The following is an 18,301-nucleotide window of genomic DNA, read 5'->3' as shown; positions in this document are numbered from 1 at the left end:
GCCGAATGATGTACAGCTCGGGAATGTTTTTTGTCTATTTATTTTCATCCGCCCTGGCGTTTGCGCTGGTCAATCGCGTATTACGCCATCGTCTGACCTATTTATCGGCCTTATCCGTGCTGGCCGCATTAGGCTGGGGCTATATTTTTCAGGGTGACTACCGGGTTCCCGCGGCCGTATTTTTCAGCTTTTATCTTGTCGCCACGTTAAAAGAAAAGGGATGGTTAAAAACCTGGCAGGCGATTGTGTTAACGCTGCTTCCTTTATTTTTGGTGAAACTGCACGTTAATCATCATCTCGGCATGATTGGCCTCTCCTTCATGACGTTCCGCGCGGTGGACGTGCTGCTCTATCGCAGCAAAAAGGAAGGGCAGAATTTCCTGCACTATTTCTGCTACCTGTTTATGCCCTTTATTATCCTGGCTGGCCCGATGTACCGCTGGCGGACATGGATGAGTGACGTCAGCAAGCCCGTATTTGCCCTTAACCGCGAACAGTTTTTAGTCGCGCTAGAGCAAATCATTACCGGCATTGTCCAGAAGTTCCTGTTTGCCATGCTGATTGATTCGCTTGTCGTCCAGCCCTGGAGCCATAAGCCGTTTACGCTGACCGTGGGCGTGGTGATGTCGATTGCCTATAGCGCCTACCTCTACTTTGATTTTGCGGGCTACAGCAATATGGCCATCGGCGCGGGCCGCCTGTTTGGGCTCAACATTCCGGCAAACTTCAATATGCCGCTTCTGGCTAAAAACCCGCAGGATTTCTGGCGTCGCTTCCACATCAGCCTGTCTGAATGGCTGCGCGATGTGGTCTTTATGCCCGTTTATATGAACCTGATGAAGTTCAACTTTTTCCGTCAAAACAAAACGCTGGCGCAAAATATCGGTATTTTTTGCACCCTGTTCTGCATGGGGGCATGGAATGGTCTGGAGCGCCATTACGTCATTAGCGGCGCGCTGTTTGGCGCGATTTCCGTCGCGCACAACATGCTGCTGTGGTCGGCCAAACGTAGCCCGGCACTGCACCGCGGGCTGCAGTATCCGGCCGTTGCGTTTTTAGGGCGAATTCTGACGCTGGCGAGCGCCGCGGGATCCCTTTACATCTTTAGTGGAATGTCACCTCTATGAAAAATCACACCGAGCTTCAGGAACTGCAGGATTTCCTGCGTGCGGCATTGTGCGATCCCGCCTCCCCGCAGCAGCTGGCCATCAGCGGCAGCGACGAAGCCTTAAGCTGGCTGCAGCTTTCCGACGCCGTGACGGACTGGGCAGCGCGCTATCGGCGTTGCCAGCCTGCTGTCGGGACGCCGGTCGTCTTGTACGGCCACCAGCAGGCCGAGTTCGCCGTGGCGATTTACAGCTGCCTGCTGCACAACATTCCGTACATCCCGGTGGACTGCATTTACCCGCAGGAGCGCCTTCGGGAGATCTGCCATCTGGCGAGTGCCCCTTACTATTACGACGTCGCGACCCGGCAGTTCATCGCCACCGGTGAGTCGGGCAAGGTGCTGGAAGAGCAGGATCTGGCCTACATCATGTTTACCTCGGGCAGCACCGGCAAGCCTAAAGGGGTGCAGATTGGCCGTGAAAGCGTATGGCACTTCATGAAATGGGTCAGCAAGGACTTTTCCCTGCCGGAAAAACCGGTCCTGATGAACCACGCGGTGTTCAGCTTTGACCTCTCCCTGATCCCGTTGCTGGCGAATCTGGCGATGGGCGGACACATCGTCCTGAACGCCAAAGAGGACATTCAGAAAGAGACCTGGCTGGCGCGACTGAAAAGCAACGCCGTCTCCGCCTGGGTCTCCACCCCCTCTTTTGCCTACCAGCAGCTGCTTTCCCCGCAGTTCAACAGCGAGTATTTGCCTGAACTCGGCGTGTTTATCTTCATTGGTGAAGTGTTAAACAAGGCGCTGGTTAAACAGCTACGCCGCCGCTTCCCGCAGGCAAAAATCATCAACTCCTATGGCCCAACGGAAGCGACCATCGCGACAACCGTGGTTGAAATCACGGATGCGATCCTGAACAGCGACGGCGCCGTGCTGCCGGTAGGGGTCATGATGCCTGAGAGCAAAATGGAAATTTCCGCTGAAGGCGAGCTGATTATCTGGGGGAAAAACGTCATGCGCGGCTACCTTGGCCTGCCCCAGGAGAACGCGGCGAAATTACTTCATCGGGAAGATGACGCGTTTCGCGGCTACCGGACCGGCGATCTGGGCTATGAAGACGGGCTCATCTACTGCCAGGGCCGCAACGACAGCCAGGTCAAACTGAACGGTTACCGTATTGAAATCAACGAGATCGAAAACCGCCTGCTGGCGATGTCCGGCATCAACGAAGCGGTGGTGCTGCCGCTGATGAAATCCTGCGGCAGCGTGCTGCGCATTGCCGCGTTCTGCGTGACGGATCTGGCGCCGGATACCATCAAAACCTCGCTGTCGAAGGTGGTTCCGCCCTATATGGTGCCGTCACAAATTATCGTAAAAGACGCTTTGCCGCTGAATCCTAACGGCAAAATTGACCGCAAGCTGCTGGACGCTTACGCCCGCACAAATTAATGACCCCAGGAAAAATTATGGAACAAGAAATTCTCGCCCTGTTCGAAAAAGTGTTATCCCGTAAGGTGGGCTTTCACGATGAGCTGATTGAATCCGACATTCTCGACTCCATCCTGGCGGTCGACATGGTGCTGGAAGTGCAGGACGTTTACGGCTGTATGATCCCACCAACCGACGTGGCGACGGTGCTGAAAACCCCGGCCGATCTGGCCCGCTATATTGAAGAAAACCGCTAAACGCCTCTGCCGTAGCCCCTCCCCTGAAGGCTCTGGCACCGCGTGCCAGAGCCCAGAACGCCAGTTGAATATCCTTCACCGGAATGAAACCCACCGCGTTTATGATTTCTCCTACACTTTAGGGGTCGTGTTGTTTTTAACAGAGGAGTCTGCGGTATGGCATTCGTAACCACGAAAGACGGCGTCAATATTTTTTATAAAGACTGGGGTCCGAAAGAAGCTCAACCTATTGTATTTCACCACGGCTGGCCTCTCAGTGCCGATGACTGGGATAACCAGATGCTCTTCTTCCTCGCAGAAGGCTATCGCGTTATCGCTATCGATCGTCGCGGTCATGGGCGTTCGGACCAGGTGAGTGACGGCCACGATATGGATCATTATGCGGCCGACGCGTCGGCCGTGGTTGAAAGCCTGGACCTGCGCAATGCCGTGCACGTGGGCCACTCTACCGGCGGCGGCCAGGTCGCCCGCTATGTCGCAAAGTATGGCCAGCCGCAGGGGCGCGTCGCCAAAGCGGTGCTCGTCAGCGCCGTACCGCCGCTGATGGTCAAAACGGACAATAACCCCGGCGGAACGCCCATCGAGGTTTTCGACGGCTTCCGCAGCGCGCTGGCGGCTAATCGCGCTCAGTTTTATCTCGACGTCGCCAGCGGGCCTTTCTACGGCTTTAACCGTGATGGCGCCGAGGTTTCACAGGGTACGATCCAGAACTGGTGGCGTCAGGGAATGATCGGCAGCGCCAAAGCGCACTATGAGGGGATTAAGGCGTTTTCTGAGACCGACCAGACGGAAGATTTAAAAGCCATCACGGTCCCCGTTCTGGTGATGCAGGGCGATGACGATCAGGTCGTGCCGTATAAGAATGCGGCCCTGCTGCAGGACCAGCTGCTGGCGAACAGCGTGCTGAAAATTTATCCGGGCTTCCCGCACGGGATGCACACCACCCATGCGGATACCATCAACGCGGACATTCTGGCGTTTATCCGCTCATAACGCCGCGTTTGTTGCCGGGTGGCGCTGCGCTACCCGACCTACATGTCTTTATTCGTTCATAAAGTCGGGTTTTACATTCACGCCAAAAGAAAAACCCCAGGTTAACGAGTAACCTGGGGTTTATATCTGGCGGAAGCGCAGAGATTCGAACTCTGGAACCCTTTCGGGTCGCCGGTTTTCAAGACCGGTGCCTTCAACCGCTCGGCCACACTTCCTAAGTGAGGCGAACTATAAACACCTCCCCGCGCGCTGTAAAGAGTGGCGTCATTCGTTCGCTGTAAAAATAGTCAAAACGTGTTTAATCGGTTGAACTGACGACACATCGACGATTTTATCAGCACAGGCCTAGTGTTTCTTGATGTACATGTCCTTCGTGTAATAGTACCCCAGCTTATCCGGCGTAAATCCGCCCACCCACGGTTTGACCAGATGCGTGCGGACGTAGTGATACACCGGAATGGCGGGCACATCGCGCCCCAGCAGATCTTCCGCCTGCTGGTAGAACTTGCCCCGCTCCTCCGCTGTTTTGGCTTTGGCGGCATTGAGCAGCGCCTGGTCGTAGTCCGGATTGCTGTACTGGCTGGTGTTTTCGCTGTCTCCCGTGCGGAAGGTGTTCAGGAAGGTCGCCGCATCGTCATAATCGGCAATCCACGCGTAACGCACCGCGTCAAAGTTGTGGGTGTGCATGGTATCCAGCATGGTTTTCCACTCCTGGTTTTGCAGCTTTGCCTCCACGCCGAGGTTTTTCTTCCACATGGAGCTGGCGGCAATCGCAATGCGCTGGTGCGATTCTGAGGTGTTGTACAGCAGGTTAAAGCTCAGCGGGTGGCTGGCGTTATATCCGGCCTCGTTCAGCAGCTTTTTCGCCTCCGCGATGCGCTTGTCCAGCGGCCAGCTGGCGTAATCCGGGTTCTGTAGCTTAACGCCGCCAATGTCCGGCTGGCTGATCAGCCACGCCGGGCGCTGCCCCTGCCCTAACACTTTTCCGGCAATGATGTCCTTATCCAGGGCCATGTTTAGCGCCTTACGCACGCGAGCATCGTTGAACGGCGGGCGCGTGGTGTTGAACTCGTAATAATAGGTCGCCAGCTGTGGAGAAACGTCCAGCTGGCTGCCGAGAGTTTTCTTCAGCTGGGCAAACTGGTTAATCGGCACCGTGTAGACAATATCGATTTCGCCCGCCTTATAGCGGTTCACGTCCGAGGCCTCGGAGGTGATGGGTAAATAGGTCACCTTGTTGATTACCGTATGCGCATTATCCCAGTAGCGCGGGTTGCGCTCCGCCACGATGCGCTCGTTGACCACCCACTGCGACAGCTTATACGCCCCGCTGCTGACGAAATGCTCCGGCTTGGTCCACTTATCCCCGAATCGCCCAATCAGCACTTTGTCCACCGGCACCAGCGACGGGTGCGCCAGCATCGGGAGGAACGCCGCGTTGGGCTGCGTGAGCGTCACTTCCAGGGTGGTGTCGTTTATCGCTTTTACGCCCAGCGTATCGGGCGCTTTTTTCCCCTGGGCGATCTCGGCCGCGTTAGCGATATGCATGTTGCCCGGATAGCTGGCATACGGTGACGCCGTTTTCGGATCGATCAGGCGCTGCCAGCTCCAGACCACATCTTCTGCGGTAATCGCCGTGCCGTCGCTCCAGGTGATGCCCGGACGCAAATGGAACGTCCAGACGGTGTTGTCCTTGTTCTCCCATTTTTCCGCCAGCCGGGGTTGAATCTCGCCTGAAGGAGAGACGCCGACCAGACCTTCGAATAAATCGCTGATAATATTGAATTCGACATCGCTTTCAACTTTATGCGGGTCGAGCGAGGCCGGTTCACTGCCGTTATTCCTGACCAGTTCCTGTTTATCGGCCAGCGCGGTTCCTGCCGGCACGTTAGCCGCCCAGGCTGCCGTGCTGGCGCACAGGATCCCGGCGGTGAGTAAAGAAAGCGTAAAGCGCGTGCGTGTTTGTGGTTTCATGTCCTTCGCCTTATTGTCTGTTTTATGACGATCCGGAGATAACTCTTAGCGCTCGGATGGTAATAACGCAATATTTTTCAGTAACCTATAAGAGGTTGATCTGGTAAATTTTCTCAAACCGCTATTCCTACTAATGAAACACATTTCTGCAGAAGAAATAACCGCCTCCGGCGCTAAGGTGCTGAGTAAAGATGGGTAAAACCACTTTGAGACTGGCGTGCGGTTTCCTATTCTTTCCGCTAATTACATCTGTCATAAGAGAGTGACTCATGGATCGTATAATTACTTCGTCGCGCGACCGCACATCGCTACTCAGCACCCACAAGGTGCTGCGCAATACCTATTTCATGCTCAGCCTGACGCTGGCATTCTCAGCCATCACCGCCACCGCCAGCACCGTGCTGATGCTGCCGTCTCCGGGGCTGATCCTGACGCTGGTGGGGATGTATGGTCTGATGTTCCTGACCTACAAAACCGCTGATAAACCGGTCGGTATTCTGTCCGCGTTCGCCTTCACCGGCTTCCTGGGCTACATTCTCGGGCCGATGCTGAATGCGTACCTGTCTGCCGGAATGGGTGACCTTATCGGCATGGCGCTGGGCGGTACCGCGCTGGTGTTCTTCTGCTGCTCGGCCTACGTGCTGACCACCCGTAAGGACATGTCCTTCCTCGGCGGTATGCTGATGGCGGGCGTCGTGGTGGTGCTGGTGGGTATGGTGGCGAACATCTTCCTGCAGCTGCCTGCTCTGCACCTGGCGATCAGCGCCGTGTTTATTCTGATCTCCTCCGGCGCGATCCTGTTTGAAACCAGCAACATCATTCGCGGCGGCGAGACGAACTATATTCGCGCCACCGTGAGCCTGTACGTGTCGCTGTACAACATCTTCGTCAGCCTGTTGAGCATCCTGGGCTTCGCCAGCCGCGATTAAGCCGACTCGCTGAAATAAAAAGGAGAATGCCGCGGCATTCTCCTTTTTTTATGCCCTACTCGCCCCGGCAAATATAGGTCGGATAACGCCGGTCCTGAATTAGCCACACGGAGGGCGAGAGTTCAGAGATCGTGAGGTAGTAACGTGCGGTCGGCCTGGCGAAGCTTCCCCACTGGTCATCCGGGGTATTATCATTGTGCCGACGCCAGGTTTTGGTGTAGCTCAACACAATGACCTTATCATCGTCCCGCTGCTCCCAGGTAAAGTCGACATCTCTGTCAACAATCAGGCATTGCCCGCCGGCCTTTGCCGCGCCTTTGTAGGTCGTCACCCCGGTACCGTCCCGATGAAAATAGAACTGTGCCACGCTATTGACCTTCACTTCACTTGCTCTTCCCTCATTGCGCGTGAAGTTAAATTCGGTGCTGCAGGCCAGCACGTCCTTTTTATCAAAGACGCCGGAACAGAAAAATAACGCGATTGCCCCGCCGATAAGGGTTCCCCCCAGGGCAAAAAGAAGTTTTCTTTTCATTTTTCAGCCCCGCTTTTATAACGAATGGTTTTGCACAGGCTGGTTTGACTGGCCGGGCAGGCACCAATGAAAACTTCATCCGCGGCGGATATAGCAAAGCGGGCGCTGAAATAATAAATATCATACGCCTCCCGCTCGCATGCCACGTTATTCGCCTCCAGTTGCTTCGCTAATTTCGACAGCACTAATGGTCTTCCGTGATCGTTGATAATCCAGATGCTGCACCGCGCAATTTTTTCCTTAACCGGGTTGAGCTTCGCCGGAACGAATATCCCCTGCTGTAGGCTGAAGTAGACGCCCGCCCCCAACGCGGCAACGATCGATCCGGCTATCATCGCCCGTTTTTTTATGGGTGCGCGCTGAGGCTTTACCTCTTGCGGCGTGGACGAGGGCTGAGGCACGGCGGACGGAATATTCTCTCTGGGTTGAAAAATCACATCGGCCTCAAAACGAAACCCATAGCGGGGCACGGTGACGATAAATTCATGCCTCTCTCCCAGTGCCTGGACGCTTTTACGTAATTCACTCACCGCTTTATTGAGATTATTTCCTGACGGCGTAAAGCCAAACTCCTCCCACACCCGGGCGATCAATTCCTCCCGACTCAGATCGCGGCCTCTATGCTTAATAAATTCCTGTAAAAGCCGAACGGCGGGTGCCGACAGCGTTAATACAGATTCTGGTTGTCCAACAAGACTTATTGCATGTGCTTCAGGATCAAATAACAACGAATTATTGCATATAAAAAACATCTTTTATTCTCGGCTGTTACCGCATGCTTTTTAATCCATGGTACATCGACATGAAAACTGCCTCCCGATCTGCTTATTTTGTAATCAGAAGGAATTTTCTTCCTATCCCTGGTCGCGGTATTTTCGCTTAACTATACAACCTTAAAGCCAGGAAAGCAGGATAAAAAACTGTATTTAGCGAGTTAACTAATACAAATTTTCACAAACCCCTGTTCTGGTTAAAGTTTCCCTGCCCTGAAGCAAGACGAAAGCAGACGGTGTCCTGGTGTTAACGCGCCGCCGATAAAACGCAGAGCAGACAGTCTGAATATGAAACAGAAAAATAGAGTGAACATGACAACCGCCTTTTATGTCGCCGCGCTGTCATTGCCATTTTTCTCAGAAATGGCAATGGCCAATATGAGCGTGTACCCCATGGAACTTAACGTAGATAAGTCCGGTGCGGCGCAAATTAAGGTGGCGTCGAAAACGGATGATATTCAGTTCATTCGGGTGAGGCAAAAGAAAATTCTTAATCCCGGCACGGCACAGGAAAAAGAGGTTGATGTGGCCTCCTGGAAAGCGGGTGGCGTTGTTGTCACGCCCGAAAAATTTGCCCTTGCGGCGGGTGCAATGCGCGTGGTTCGCCTGATATCGCTTACGCCGCCGGAAAAAGAGACCACCTGGCGCATCTATTTTGAAGGGGTAAAGCAACCTGACAGCATTATCCCCGGCAAGACGGAAAGCCCTGCGGCCACGGCAACATTGGGCGTCAACGTGATTTGGGGTGCGCTTATCCACCTCGCCCCGGAAAAGAGCGTGGTTTCACTGTCGATTGACCCTCTCAGGGGAACGTTAAAAAACAACGGCACGCTGCGCGTGCCGCTCAGAGAGATCGGTATTTGTGATGCAGATTCATCGTGTAAATGGATTAAAGAAGACGCGACGATTTATCCGGACACCGAGCGGAAATTAAAAACGCTCGCGAAGGTACAAGGACAAAAATATAAATTCCGCTACTTCAACTGGCTGAATAAAACCGCTGAAGAAGCTGATTTACCCGTCGTGCAATAACACGACGTCACTGTAAAAACCCCCACAGGGTTTGTTTAAAGAGCCAGGGTGCTCATTTGTAAATATGGAGATATCAATGCGTAAGTATTTTAAACCTCTGATGATTGTTGCCGCGATGACCACGTCCGTTAGCGCGCTGGCGATTCAAAAGGATATTACCGTTAACGCCAGCGTCGATTCACAGCTGGATATGACCCAGGCCGATAACACGCCGCTGCCGGCAAGCATCGATATGCAGTACCTGCCCGGTCGCGGTCTGGAAAGCTACCGTCTGAACACCAAGGTATGGTCTAACTCCGCGACCAGCAACGTGAAGGTTCGTCTGGTCAGCGCGGCGAAGCTGGCAAATGCCGACGGCGCTGACACCATCCCGATGACGGTAAAGCTGGGCGATAAGACTCTCACCACCGCCGATGTTGAATATACCGGCACCGAACTGTTCCCGGGCAGCATTGAAAACGGTTCAGCGGTGCTGCCCCTGACCATTTCTCAGACCACCAAAGGTATTCTGAAAACCGGTCAGTACAGCGGCGTTGTCAGCCTGATGCTGACGCAAGCGACAACCACGGAAGGCGGTGCGTAACACCACAGCACCTAAGGAATAACGTCAGAGGGTGCTTACCCTCTGACGTCAGGATGATGTCGAGGCTCGTTCATGGCGTTTCACAGAAATACTCTCCTCTTTGTTGCTTTGTTACCCGCTTCCATCCAACTCGCCTGTGCCGACATGGCCGTCCCGGCAGGTTTTGAAGATCTGGCAAAAACGCAGCGCCTCTGGACTGAGGTGAACCTCTACGGCGAATCGCTTGGTCTTTTTGAAACGGATATCACGCTTGAAACGGTCAGTTTTGTCGCGCCTGAAAACGTGGTAGCGGCTATCAAACGCCGGTTTAATGACGATCCCGCTCTCATCTCCACCGTGTCCGCCGCGCTGGCCGTTCCCCTTGCCCGAAACGGCAACCTGGCCTGCAGCAGCAACGGCTCCGCAGCGGGCTGTGATTACATGGATACCGACCGCGCGGCCATTATTTATGATGAGAATAACGCCCGCATTAACCTGTTTTTGGACAAGACATTTCTGCCTAAAGCCATCGCAGAAAATCAGTGGTATCAGCCCACGCAGGACAGCGAAAATGCCCTCATCCATCAACAGAATATTAATTTTGTGGCCGACAGGAATTACCAGTCAGCCACCGTGCAGGGGAACGGCGCGCTGGCGCTCACCCAGGACGGCTATGTGAATCTCGACTGGACCTGGCTGGGGCAGCGTTCAAAGCACCAGCAGCAGCAGGACATCACCGTCAACAACGCCTGGTTCCGCCAGGACATTTTGCGTCAGTACTATGTCCAGCTTGGCGAGATGGATACCCGCGATCTGTTCAGTAACGCCGGCGGAAATATCACGCTGAGCCAGCTGCCGCTGGGCAAAATTCGCGGCCTGCGCGCGGGTTCGACAAGGGCATGGATGAATCCGGTTCAGCAGTCGAAGGGAACCCCGATTACCGTGCTGCTTTCCCATGACGCGCGTGTCGACGCCCGCCGCGGCAACCAGCTGCTGGCCAGCTTTTACCTGAATGCCGGGGCGCAAACCCTGGATACACGCGCCTTCCCGGACGGCAGCTACACCGTGACCCTGTCCGTCTATGAAAATAACCGCCTGACGCGCACCGAGCAGGTGCCGTTTACGCGTACCGGCATTACGCCGTTTGACCGGGTAGAGTGGTTTGTGCAGGCGGGAGAAACGGACAATGACGGTACTGACGCATCCCGTTCAGCCGTGGCGCAGGCGGGCGTTCGCCTGCCCGTTACGCCAACGCTGGCGCTGACCAGCGGCGCGACCACCACAAAACGGCACCAGTTCATGGAAAATGCGCTCGACTGGAGCCGCGGGTTCAACGCTGGCCCCGTTGACGGGGTCTTGAGCACCCGCTTTAGCTACCTCTATGGCAGCAAAGGCGAGCGCGGCAATATCCAGCAGGTGAGCTACAACGACGGCTTTTCGCTGAGCTTCTACCGTAACGCGCTGTCGGCGGAGAGCTGTGATTCTTTCAGCACCGGTTTTGACGCGATCGGCGGCTGCTACCGCTCGCTGTCGGTGATGTTTTCCGTGCCCGTCGGCAGCTGGTACGCAAGCCTGGGCTACTCGGATAACCGCAACGAAGGGCGCTACGTCTCGCGCCGCGAGCTCCCGGATCGCGACGATCGTCACGACCAGGGGCTTCCATGGGACAGCGTCTACATGACCCGCTCGCGCTCGCAGGCGTGGCAGGGTGGGCTGAGCAACGCCTTCAGCGTGCGAGGTCTGAACGTTAACAGCAGCATCAACCTGTTTATGCGTAACGACCACGCTCAGGAGGGGCGCGACAAGGGCGGATTTCTCAGCGTAAGCGTGTCAATGGCGCACAACCGCCAGGGCAATGCATCAAGCTATACCTCGCTGGGCGCGACATGGCAGCACCAGCAGCGTCAAAAAGACCAGATGACCTACAGCGCCTCGCATAACTGGTACACCGACGCGCGCGGGGAAAATGAATTTGGCCTCAATGCCTCGGGCATTAATAGCGACTCGGTCAACGCCTCGGCGTATACGCGACAGGGCGGCCGATACGGCAACGGTAGCCTGACGGTCAGCGACGCCTGGGATCGTCAGGACAGCCGCCATACGCTCAGCAGCAGCGGCAACTACAGCTCAACGCTCGCGCTGTCGCGTTCTGGCCTGTGGCTGGGCCGCTGGAGCGACGGGCGCCCTGCTTCCGCCGTCGCGGTGAACGTGGCAACGCCGGAAGATACCCAGGATCCGCGCGTCGCCGTGTCGCTGGATAACGGCGGCAGTGCAGACATTCCGGGCAATGGCCGCGCCCTCTTCGCGGTGCCGGGCTATCAGCAAACCACGTTGACGATTAACGAATCGCTGGACGTCTCCCGGGGGGCCAGCAGCGAGATCACGCAAGGTTCAGGCAGCAGAACGTTGTTTATGGTGCCGGGCAAACTGCTGCGTCGGGATGTGCAAACCACCGCAAGCTACACCTGGCTCGGCCAGCTAACCGACGAGCGTCATGCGCCGTTTATCGGCGGCGTGCCGCTAAACGTTAACGGCTGGAGCGATCTCGGCAACGGCGGGTTTAGCGCCCAGAGCGACGCCCTGCTGCATAACCTCTACCTGGTGCGTCAGCAGCAGTTTTATCAGTGTGCGCTGAACGTAAAAAGTATGCGCGACGTCGTGCGCTACGTCGGCGCGGTGACCTGTCAGGAGCTGACCTTCTCCGCGCTGCCGGAAACCGTGCAGCAGCAGGCGCAGCTGATGCTTGCCGGACGCATGCCGCCTGCAGGCCCAACGGCGATGAACGCTGAAAAATAATGACAGGAACGTGATGTGAAAAAATTACTCTTAGTTTTATTGCTGTTAAGCACAGGATCCGGCCAGGCGCTGGCGGCCAGCGCGGGGGGCAGAAACACCAGCGTCGGGATGAGCGTCGATCGCATGGCCTCTCCGGCGCGCCTGGACATCTGGCTGCACGAGTCGGGCGGCTTTATCGCCAACGATCCGCAGAAGTGGGGGCGAAATACCCTCACCTGCCAGTCGCGCACCGACCCCACCTACGGCGCGTGCATGACCGCACCGGTATGGTTTACGGCCAACCCGGCATCGCCTTATCCGATTAACCTGCGCTTTACCCATTCGGTGACTAAAAAAACGGTGGACGTAAAGGTTTACGGCGAAAAGCACATGTTCATGAACGGCAAAACCTACGCCTTCGCCAGCTACGTCACCGGCGGCGCGGGCGATCTCGCGGCGTGGGACCGCGAGCCCTATTTTGATTACTACATCGTGAAAAGCGAGCTGAACAAGCTCAATCAGGCCGGCATCTGGACCGCCACGCTCAGGCAAAACCTGCGCGAATGGGGCAGCGCCGCCTGCGGCGGTAATTTTAACGACGGCAACGTGGGCTGCCCGGGATATTTGACCATCGCCAGCTGGCAGGCATCGATCCGCATCGAGGTGGTCGATCCCGGCAATCAGCAGATTTATCTGCCCGCCTTCCCCCACTCAACGCCGATCGTTAACCTCAACCTGACCAACTTCCCGGGTCGCCCCGGCGGCAGCGAGATTCAGGGCGAAGCCTCGCTGGACATGTGCCTGTACGACGGCAAAAACGCCACCAGCACCCGTACCTATCTGCGATTTGAGGATGACGGACTCGCCTCAGCGGGCCGTGCCGAAGGTGCATTTTCTATCCGGCGACGCGGTGGCAGCCCGACCGACGCGCGGGATCGTCTCGACTATCAGGTCTTTGTTACCCATCCCGTTACCGGCGCAACCGACACTGTCGCCAATGGTAAAACCATCGTCTGGCAAGGCACGAACGATCCGCAGTATCTGCGTCAGGTCGTGCTGCCCGGCGGACGCGAGAGCGTGCTGTGCATTCCCGCCCCTATTATCCTGAAAACGCCTGCATTTGCCGCCAGCAGCAAAAATGCGGGTGACTATACCGGCACGCTGCGCGTTATCTACACGCCCAGCACGTTATAACGAGGTCACCGTGAGTTACGCCATTCTCGACAATAATCGATTTTACGCCGAAGGGTTGCGCTATGCGCTGCTGCGTCGTGGCGTCCAGCCAGAGGTCATAAGCGATACCGTACAATGGCAGCCAACCCTGCTTACCCGCCGCGTGGTTGTCGTACGCTGTCGTTTTTCCGTTGCGGGTACGCATCAGGCGCTGATTAACATTTTACTCAGACTGGAAGCCGCCCGCTGGCAAGGCAGCCTTTATCTGGTCTGCAATGAAAAGGGATGGGCGCTGGCGACGCATTTACGCAAGCGTTTTGTCACGCTAACCGTTTATATCATCGATGACAGGATCGCCGTCGCAGATGCGGCATATCTGCTGGCAAAAGAGCCTCGCCGCGTGCGCAGTCTGGACTGCTGTCTTACCGGACTTGAATTCAACGTGCTCGATCTGATGCTCACCGGGCTGCCGGTGCGCCACATTGCCATCGTGACGCGCATGTCTGAGAAACAGGTGTCGACCCACAAATGCAACGCGCTGAAAAAGCTCAATGCCAACAATCTGCTGCAGCTGCTCCTGTAGGTCACGGTTTATCCTGAGGCGGCTTTTTTGCTACACTGTCGCCGATTTTTCACCTACGACAGAAGATTATGTTCATTTTTGCAGGCCATGAAATTGAGACCGATAGCGAAGGCTATCTAAAAGATACAACGCTCTGGAGCGAACCGCTGGCGGAGAAAATTGCGGAAAACGAAGGGATTACCCTTTCCCCCGAACACTGGGAAGTGGTGCGTTTTGTCCGCGAGTTCTATCTTGAATTCAACACCTCTCCGGCTATCCGCATGCTGGTCAAAGCCATGGCAAGTAAGTTCGGCGAAGAGAAAGGCAACAGCCGCTATCTCTATCGTCTGTTCCCGAAGGGCCCGGCAAAACAGGCAACAAAAATTGCTGGCCTGCCTAAGCCGGTAAAGTGCATTTAATAACGAATACCGAAGTTAACGTACTCCCGACCGGGTTGATGCGGTTCCGTTAAGACCTTATCAACCCGCGCGCTGCGCGGTCCCCCCGCTTTCAGCCACGCCATCAATTTTTCAACCTGTTCCGCTTCGCCGCAGGCGACCACCTCAACGCTACCGTCATCCATGTTGCGCGCGTATCCCGTCAGCCCAAGCTCAATCGCTTCGCGCTGGGTGCTGTAGCGGAACCCAACGCCCTGAACGACGCCGTAAACCCAGGCAATGGTGCAGACTTTTGACATCTTCCTTCTCCTTATCCGTCTGGCGCGTTGCATTTCCCCACTGAACTCGGGAAAATGGCGGCCATTTTCTTGAATCGACAGAACAGCAAATTATGAGTGTACGTTTAGTGTTAGCCAAAGGGCGCGAGAAGTCATTACTGCGCCGCCATCCCTGGGTCTTTTCCGGCGCGGTTGCCCGTATGGAAGGCAAAGCCAGCCTCGGTGAAACCATTGATATCGTTGACCACCAGGGCAAATGGTTAGCGCGAGGCGCCTACTCGCCCGCGTCCCAGATCCGCGCGCGCGTCTGGACGTTCGATAAAGACGAAACCATCGACATCGACTTCTTCGTCCGCCGCCTGCAGCAGGCGCAGCAGTGGCGCGAGTGGCTGGCAAAACGCGACGGTCTGGACAGCTATCGCCTGATTGCCGGTGAGTCAGACGGTCTGCCGGGCGTGACCATCGACCGCTTCGGTAACTTCCTGGTGCTGCAGCTCCTGAGCGCCGGGGCGGAATACCAGCGCGCCGCGCTGATTAGCGCGCTGCAAACGCTGTTCCCGCAGTGCGCCATTTATGACCGCAGCGATGTTGCCGTGCGCAAAAAAGAGGGGATGGAGCTGACGCAGGGCCCCGTCACGGGTGAGCTGCCGCCAGCCCTGCTGCCGATTGAAGAGCACGGCATGAAGCTGCTGGTGGATATTCAGGGCGGGCACAAAACGGGTTACTACCTTGACCAGCGCGACAGCCGCCTGGCGACGCGTCAGTACGTCGCCGACAAGCGCGTGCTGAACTGCTTCTCCTATACCGGCGGCTTTGCCGTTTCGGCGCTGATGGGCGGCTGTGCGCAGGTCGTCAGCGTGGATACGTCGCAGGAAGCGCTGGACGTGGCAAAACAGAACGTTGAGCTGAATAAGCTGGATCTGAGCAAAGCGGAGTTTGTGCGCGACGACGTCTTCAAGCTGCTGCGTAAGTATCGCGACCAGGGCGAGACGTTCGACGTCATCGTGATGGATCCGCCCAAGTTTGTGGAAAACAAAAACCAGCTGATGGGTGCCTGCCGTGGATATAAAGATATCAATATGTTGGCCATCCAGCTGCTGAACCCGGGCGGGATCCTGCTCACCTTCTCATGCTCCGGCCTGATGACCACAGATTTATTTCAGAAAATCATCGCTGATGCCGCAATAGATGCTGGCCGTGATGTACAATTTATAGAGCAGTTCCGTCAGGCAGCCGATCACCCCGTGATTGCTACCTACCCGGAAGGACTGTATCTGAAAGGGTTTGCCTGTCGCGTCATGTAACTTGAAAAGAGAAATATTGCCCGCACATAACGTGTAAGTCGTATTTCCCGGGAGGTGACTATGATTGCCAGCAAATTCGGTATCGGCCAGCAGGTCCGCCACACTTTGCTCGGGTATTTGGGTGTGGTCGTGGATATCGACCCGGAGTATTCCCTTGATGAACCGTCAGCAGACGAGCTGGCGGTGAATGCCGAGCTTCGCGCCGCGCCCTGGTACCATGTGGTGATGGAAGGTGATGATGGACAACCCGTTCACACCTATCTGGCCGAAGCGCAGCTGAGCAGCGAGCTGCAGGAAGAACATCCGGAACAACCCACAATGGATGAACTTGCTCAGACTATCCGCAAACAGTTACAGGCTCCGCGCCTGCGGAACTAAGCGTGTAAAAAAAGCCCGATGAACGGGCTTTTTTTTATTACTTCGCCAGCCCCAGTCGCGGGATGTCGATCGCCGGGCATCGGTCCATGACGACGTTCAACCCCGCATCCCGCGCCAGCACCGCGGCCTGCTCGTTAATCACGCCCAGCTGCATCCACAGGGTTTTCGCCCCGACGGCGATAGCGTCCTGCGCCACTTCCCACGCGGCCTCGGAATTACGGAAAACGTCGACCATATCAATTTTTTCCGGCACGTCAGCGAGCGTGGCATATCCCTGCTGGCCCAGTAAGGTTTTCCCCGCCACTTTTGGCGAGACCGGGATGACGTGATAACCCTGATCGAGAAGGTATTTCATCACCCGATAGCTTGGACGATCGGGTTTATCGCTCGCGCCCACCAGCGCAATGGTACGCGTGGATGTCAGAATCTCGGCAATGTCGTTCTCTTTCATGGTTTTTCTCCTGGCTTTTTTTAAAAGTGTACGCCAAACCGCACATCTCAACCATCCATCCCATACGGATGCATGAGGGCAAAACGGCGAAATATGTCTATATGTTAGTAAACATGATTATCGAAAAATTTAGATACATTATTGCGGCGACAGGATTTCTGACGGGAGCCTTCTATGAAAACCGGTATTGCCACTGCTCTGATTGCGTTAGTGATGCCGGCCTGCGTTTTTGCTACGACGCTCCGGCTCTCGACCGACATCGATCTTCTGATCCTGGACGGAAAAAAGGTCTCCAGTTCGCTATTGCGCGGTGCGGACAGCATTGAGCTGGATAACGGGCCGCACCAGCTGGTCTTCCGGGTGGAAAAATCGATCGCTCTGGCGAATCACGAGCAACGAATGTACATCTCCCCGCCGCTGATCGTCAGCTTTAATACGCGGCAAATCAGTCAGGTGAACATTACCCTTCCTCGCCTTGAAACGGAGAAGGAATCGGCGGCCTTCGACGCGTCACCCCGCATTGAGCTGCTGGACGGGGATGCTATGCCGATTCCGGTGAAGCTGGATATTCTGGCGTTGACGGCCTCACCGAAAGGTCCGGACTACGAGGCCGCGACCCAGACCTACAACAAAGCAGGCAAACGCGCGTCGCTTCCGCAATTTGCCACCATGATGGCGGACGACAGCACGCTGCTGTCCGGCGTCTCTGAGCTGGACGTTATACCCCCTCAGTCCCAGACGCTGACGGAACAGCGCCTTAAATTCTGGTTCCAGCAGGCCGATCCCGACACGCGGGCCCGGTTTTTACAGTGGGCAAAACAACAGCCGTCATCATAAGCCACATTTTTTACGCCTTTCTCTTGCAGCGTCAGGCGGTTCCCGTCATCGTGTAGTGAGTTAACCTGATGGATATGATTATGGAATTGACAACACGCACGCTGCCTGAACGCAAACACATTGCGCTGGTGGCGCACGACCACTGTAAACAAATGCTGCTTAACTGGGTTCGCCGCCATCAGTCTTTGCTGGAAAAGCACGCCCTGTCGGCGACCGGCACCACCGGAAACCTGATCCAGCGCGAAACGGGTCTGCAGGTGAATGCCATGCTGAGCGGCCCGATGGGCGGCGATCAGCAGGTCGGCGCGCAGATTTCCGAAGGGAAAATTGATGTGCTGATCTTCTTCTGGGATCCGCTCAACGCGGTTCCGCACGATCCGGATGTTAAAGCGCTGCTGCGCCTGGCGACGGTGTGGAATATTCCGGTGGCGACAAACCTCTCGACGGCGGATTTCATCATCGAATCACCGCAGTTCAGTTCGCCGGTTGATATCCTGATTCCGGACTATCAGCGTTATCTTTCTGAGAGACTGAAGTAGCTTTTTTGCCGGGTGGCG

Annotated in this window: 20 protein-coding genes and 1 tRNA gene; 15 read left to right on the top strand and 6 right to left on the bottom strand. The window is 55.9% G+C overall.

The genetic code is table 11. The features are described 5' to 3' along the window. Window positions 1-8: 8 nt before the first annotated feature. From FY206_RS09140 to FY206_RS09125, 4 genes are all read left to right on the top strand, one after another. Window positions 9-1,127 (top strand): MBOAT family O-acyltransferase, encoded by a 1,119-nt coding sequence (locus FY206_RS09140; RefSeq protein ID WP_032639372.1) that lies wholly within the window; start codon window positions 9-11, stop codon window positions 1,125-1,127. Then, on the top strand, window positions 1,124-2,557 hold the full coding sequence (locus FY206_RS09135) for an AMP-binding protein (protein ID WP_032639370.1): 1,434 nt from the start codon (window positions 1,124-1,126) through the stop codon (window positions 2,555-2,557). The genes FY206_RS09140 and FY206_RS09135 overlap by 4 nt, the downstream gene beginning before the upstream one ends. Window positions 2,558-2,574: 17 nt before the next feature. Continuing rightward, window positions 2,575-2,793 carry an acyl carrier protein gene (locus FY206_RS09130; RefSeq protein ID WP_008499867.1) on the top strand — a complete coding sequence of 73 codons (219 nt, stop codon included), beginning with the start codon at window positions 2,575-2,577 and terminating at the stop codon, window positions 2,791-2,793. Window positions 2,794-2,949: 156 nt separating this feature from the next. After that, window positions 2,950-3,786: an alpha/beta fold hydrolase gene (locus FY206_RS09125; protein WP_032639368.1), complete on the top strand. Its 837-nt coding sequence runs from the start codon at window positions 2,950-2,952 to the stop codon at window positions 3,784-3,786. Between the two features lie 127 nt (window positions 3,787-3,913). Here FY206_RS09125 and FY206_RS09120 read toward each other — a convergent pair. Both FY206_RS09120 and FY206_RS09115 read right to left on the bottom strand, forming a co-directional pair. Beyond that, window positions 3,914-4,001, bottom strand: a tRNA-Ser gene (locus FY206_RS09120). Window positions 4,002-4,131: 130 nt separating this feature from the next. Beyond that, on the bottom strand, window positions 4,132-5,760 hold the full coding sequence (locus FY206_RS09115) for an ABC transporter substrate-binding protein (RefSeq protein ID WP_032639365.1): 1,629 nt from the start codon (window positions 5,758-5,760) through the stop codon (window positions 4,132-4,134). Window positions 5,761-6,029: 269 nt separating this feature from the next. On the opposite strand from FY206_RS09115, the gene yccA reads away from it, so the two are divergent. Beyond that, entirely contained in the window at window positions 6,030-6,689 is a 660-nt protein-coding gene (gene yccA, locus FY206_RS09110; protein ID WP_023335168.1) for an FtsH protease modulator YccA, read from the top strand. A 55-nt stretch (window positions 6,690-6,744) separates the two neighbouring features. Here the strand turns inward: yccA and FY206_RS09105 are convergent, their stop codons facing one another. Next, on the bottom strand, window positions 6,745-7,221 hold the full coding sequence (locus tag FY206_RS09105) for a hypothetical protein (protein ID WP_032639363.1): 477 nt from the start codon (window positions 7,219-7,221) through the stop codon (window positions 6,745-6,747). Then, complete coding sequence (locus tag FY206_RS09100) at window positions 7,218-7,973, bottom strand: winged helix-turn-helix domain-containing protein (protein ID WP_032639361.1); 756 nt, start codon at window positions 7,971-7,973, stop codon at window positions 7,218-7,220. Before FY206_RS09100 ends, FY206_RS09105 begins: the two co-directional genes overlap by 4 nt. A 309-nt stretch (window positions 7,974-8,282) precedes the next feature. On the opposite strand from FY206_RS09100, the gene FY206_RS09095 reads away from it, so the two are divergent. The 6 genes from FY206_RS09095 to tusE all read left to right on the top strand — a co-directional run bounded on the left by FY206_RS09095 (window position 8,283) and on the right by tusE (window position 14,517). Further along, on the top strand, window positions 8,283-9,026 hold the full coding sequence (locus tag FY206_RS09095; protein WP_032639359.1) for a fimbrial protein: 744 nt from the start codon (window positions 8,283-8,285) through the stop codon (window positions 9,024-9,026). 76 nt (window positions 9,027-9,102) lie between these two features. Beyond that, window positions 9,103-9,609, top strand: coding sequence for a CS1 type fimbrial major subunit (locus FY206_RS09090; protein ID WP_032639357.1), 507 nt, complete (start codon window positions 9,103-9,105; stop codon window positions 9,607-9,609). A gap of 72 nt (window positions 9,610-9,681) precedes the next feature. Continuing rightward, window positions 9,682-12,384, top strand: coding sequence for a TcfC E-set like domain-containing protein (locus FY206_RS09085; protein WP_032639355.1), 2,703 nt, complete (start codon window positions 9,682-9,684; stop codon window positions 12,382-12,384). A gap of 15 nt (window positions 12,385-12,399) precedes the next feature. Further along, a complete protein-coding gene (locus tag FY206_RS09080) occupies window positions 12,400-13,557 on the top strand; it encodes a CfaE/CblD family pilus tip adhesin (protein ID WP_032639352.1) in 1,158 nt (385 codons plus the stop codon). 10 nt (window positions 13,558-13,567) lie between these two features. Next, window positions 13,568-14,119 carry a LuxR C-terminal-related transcriptional regulator gene (locus FY206_RS09075; protein WP_032639350.1) on the top strand — a complete coding sequence of 184 codons (552 nt, stop codon included), beginning with the start codon at window positions 13,568-13,570 and terminating at the stop codon, window positions 14,117-14,119. Window positions 14,120-14,187: 68 nt separating this feature from the next. Continuing rightward, window positions 14,188-14,517: a sulfurtransferase TusE gene (gene tusE / locus FY206_RS09070; RefSeq protein WP_032639348.1), complete on the top strand. Its 330-nt coding sequence runs from the start codon at window positions 14,188-14,190 to the stop codon at window positions 14,515-14,517. Here tusE and yccX read toward each other — a convergent pair. After that, the gene (gene yccX, locus FY206_RS09065; protein WP_032639346.1) at window positions 14,514-14,795 is read right to left on the bottom strand and encodes an acylphosphatase; all 282 of its coding nucleotides are present in this window, start codon (window positions 14,793-14,795) and stop codon (window positions 14,514-14,516) included. The genes tusE and yccX overlap by 4 nt on opposite strands. A 92-nt stretch (window positions 14,796-14,887) precedes the next feature. On the opposite strand from yccX, the gene rlmI reads away from it, so the two are divergent. Continuing rightward, complete coding sequence (gene rlmI / locus FY206_RS09060; protein WP_032639345.1) at window positions 14,888-16,078, top strand: 23S rRNA (cytosine(1962)-C(5))-methyltransferase RlmI; 1,191 nt, start codon at window positions 14,888-14,890, stop codon at window positions 16,076-16,078. A 60-nt stretch (window positions 16,079-16,138) separates the two neighbouring features. Continuing rightward, window positions 16,139-16,456 (top strand): heat shock protein HspQ, encoded by a 318-nt coding sequence (gene hspQ / locus FY206_RS09055; RefSeq protein ID WP_008499919.1) that lies wholly within the window; start codon window positions 16,139-16,141, stop codon window positions 16,454-16,456. A gap of 37 nt (window positions 16,457-16,493) precedes the next feature. On the opposite strand, the gene FY206_RS09050 is transcribed toward hspQ, so the two are convergent. Further along, entirely contained in the window at window positions 16,494-16,907 is a 414-nt protein-coding gene (locus FY206_RS09050; protein ID WP_008499920.1) for a CoA-binding protein, read from the bottom strand. 174 nt (window positions 16,908-17,081) lie between these two features. On the opposite strand from FY206_RS09050, the gene csgI reads away from it, so the two are divergent. Continuing rightward, window positions 17,082-17,744, top strand: coding sequence for a curli synthesis inhibitor (gene csgI / locus FY206_RS09045; protein WP_032639343.1), 663 nt, complete (start codon window positions 17,082-17,084; stop codon window positions 17,742-17,744). Window positions 17,745-17,824: 80 nt separating this feature from the next. Beyond that, a complete protein-coding gene (gene mgsA / locus FY206_RS09040; protein WP_032642515.1) occupies window positions 17,825-18,283 on the top strand; it encodes a methylglyoxal synthase in 459 nt (152 codons plus the stop codon). Window positions 18,284-18,301 lie beyond the last annotated feature (18 nt).

Source organism: Enterobacter chengduensis, assembly GCF_001984825.2.
In the GTDB taxonomy this organism is placed as follows: Bacteria; Pseudomonadota; Gammaproteobacteria; order Enterobacterales; family Enterobacteriaceae; genus Enterobacter; species Enterobacter chengduensis.
The sequence above is the reverse complement of the archived record's forward strand: the minus strand, read 5'-3'. Positions and strand labels throughout refer to the sequence as shown.